The sequence below is a fragment of the Variovorax sp. ZS18.2.2 genome (assembly GCF_024701975.1).
In the GTDB taxonomy this organism is placed as follows: Bacteria; Pseudomonadota; Gammaproteobacteria; order Burkholderiales; family Burkholderiaceae_C; genus Variovorax.
Genome location: NZ_JANLNM010000023.1, coordinates 1 through 2,289 on the forward strand (window position 1 = coordinate 1; position 2,289 = coordinate 2,289).

3 protein-coding genes are annotated in these 2,289 nt (G+C 66.5%); all 3 read left to right on the top strand.

The window, feature by feature from the left end; all coding sequences use genetic code 11:
* A partial coding sequence (gene rfbB / locus NU688_RS33840; protein ID WP_257865359.1) for a dTDP-glucose 4,6-dehydratase occupies positions 1-1,077 on the top strand: 1,077 nt, incomplete at its 5' end.
* Complete coding sequence (gene rfbD / locus NU688_RS33845) at positions 1,074-1,964, top strand: dTDP-4-dehydrorhamnose reductase (protein ID WP_257865360.1); 891 nt, start codon at positions 1,074-1,076, stop codon at positions 1,962-1,964. The genes rfbB and rfbD, both read left to right, overlap by 4 nt.
* Positions 1,965-1,987: 23 nt before the next feature.
* On the top strand, positions 1,988-2,289 hold a 302-nt coding region (locus tag NU688_RS33850; protein ID WP_257865361.1), incomplete at its 3' end, for a sugar phosphate nucleotidyltransferase.

A 2,289-nucleotide genomic window follows, 5' to 3' on the forward strand; every position in this document is an offset into this window, starting at 1 on the left:
ACCGGCGGCGCGGGCTTCATTGGCGCCAATTTCGTACTCGACTGGATCGCGCAAAGCGATGAGCCGGTCGTGAATCTGGACAAACTGACCTATGCGGGCAACCTGGAGACGCTCGCGTCGCTCAAGGACAACCCCAAGCACATCTTCGTGCAGGGCGACATCGGCGACAGCGCGCTGCTCGAGCGCCTGCTGGCCGAGCACAAGCCGCGCGCCGTGGTCAACTTCGCCGCCGAATCGCACGTCGACCGCTCGATCCACGGCCCCGAAGACTTCGTGCAGACCAACGTGCTGGGCACCTTCCGCCTGCTCGAATCGGTGCGCGGTTTCTGGAACGCACTGCCGGCCGACCAGAAGGCCGCCTTCCGCTTCCTGCACGTATCGACCGACGAGGTCTACGGCTCGCTCTCCAGGACCGACCCGGCTTTCACCGAAGACAACAAGTACGAGCCCAACAGCCCGTACTCGGCCAGCAAGGCCGCCAGCGACCACCTCGTGCGCGCCTGGCACCACACCTACGGCCTGCCGGTGGTCACCACCAACTGCTCGAACAACTACGGACCGTTCCATTTCCCCGAGAAGCTCATCCCGCTGATGATCGTCAATGCACTCGCAGGCAAGCCGCTGCCCGTGTACGGCGACGGCATGCAGGTGCGCGACTGGCTCTACGTGAAGGACCACTGCAGCGCCATCCGCCGCGTGCTCGAAGCCGGCCAGCTTGGCGAGACCTACAACGTGGGCGGCTGGAACGAGAAGCCCAACATCGAGATCGTCCACACCGTCTGCGCGCTGCTGGACGAGCTGAGCCCCAAGGCCGGCGGCAAGCCGTACAAGGAACAGATCACCTACGTGACCGACCGCCCCGGCCACGACCGCCGCTACGCCATCGATGCGCGCAAGCTCGAGCGCGAACTCGGCTGGAAGCCCGCCGAGACCTTCGACAGCGGCATTCGCAAGACGGTGGAGTGGTACCTCGCCAATGGCGAGTGGGTGCGCAACGTGCAGAGCGGTGCGTACCGCGAATGGGTCGAGAAGCAGTACGACGCCGCACCGGCCGGATCTGCAAAGGCCCCGGCATGAAGCTGCTGCTGCTGGGCAAGGGCGGACAGGTCGGCTGGGAGCTGCAGCGCAGCCTTGCGCCCCTGGGTGAGCTGGTTGCGCTCGACTTCGACAGCACCGATTTCAACGCCGACTTCAGCCGCCCCGAGCAACTGGCCGAGACGGTGCTGAAGGTGCGCCCCGACGTCATCGTCAATGCCGCCGCGCACACCGCGGTCGACAAGGCCGAGAGCGAGCCCGACTTTGCGCGCAAGCTCAACGCCACCTCCCCGGGAATCGTGGCCGAAGCCGCGCAGCAGATCGGCGCGCTGATGGTCCATTACTCGACCGACTACGTCTTCGACGGCAGCGGCAGCAAGCCCTGGAAGGAAGACGATGCGACCGGGCCGCTCAGCGTCTACGGCAGCACCAAGCTCGAAGGCGAGCAGCTGGTGGCCCGGCACTGCGCCAAGCACCTGATCTTTCGCACCAGCTGGGTGTATGCGGCGCGCGGCGGCAACTTTGCCAAGACGATGCTGCGCATCGCCAAGGAGCGCGACAAGCTGACCGTCATCGACGACCAGTTCGGTGCGCCCACCGGTGCCGAGCTGCTGGCCGACATCACCGCGCATGCGATTCGCGCAACGCTGCAGGACCCGTCCAAGGCCGGGCTCTATCACGCGGTGGCCGGTGGCGTGACCACCTGGCACGGCTATGCGCGCTTCGTGATCGAGCAGGCGAAGGCGGCGGGTGTGGAACTCAAGGCCGGCCCCGAAGCGGTCGAGCCCGTGCCCACCACGGCGTTCCCGACGCCGGCCACGCGGCCGCACAACTCGCGGCTGGACACCGCCAGGCTGCAGGCCGCCTTCGGGCTGCGCCTGCCGCCCTGGCAAGAGGGCGTGGCGCGCATGCTGCGCGAGACGCTTTGAAGAACTTCACGCAAAGAGAACACATGACGCAACGCAAAGGCATCATCCTGGCCGGTGGCTCGGGCACCCGTCTGCACCCTGCGACGCTCGCCATGAGCAAGCAGCTGCTGCCGGTGTACGACAAGCCGATGATCTATTACCCGCTGAGCACGCTGATGCTGGGCGGCATGCGCGACATCCTGATCATCAGCACGCCGCAGGACACGCCGCGCTTCCAGCAGTTGCTGGGCGATGGCAGCCAGTGGGGCATCAACCTGCAGTACGCGGTGCAGCCGAGTCCGGACGGGCTGGCGCAGGCGTTCATCATTGGCGAGAAGTTCGTGGG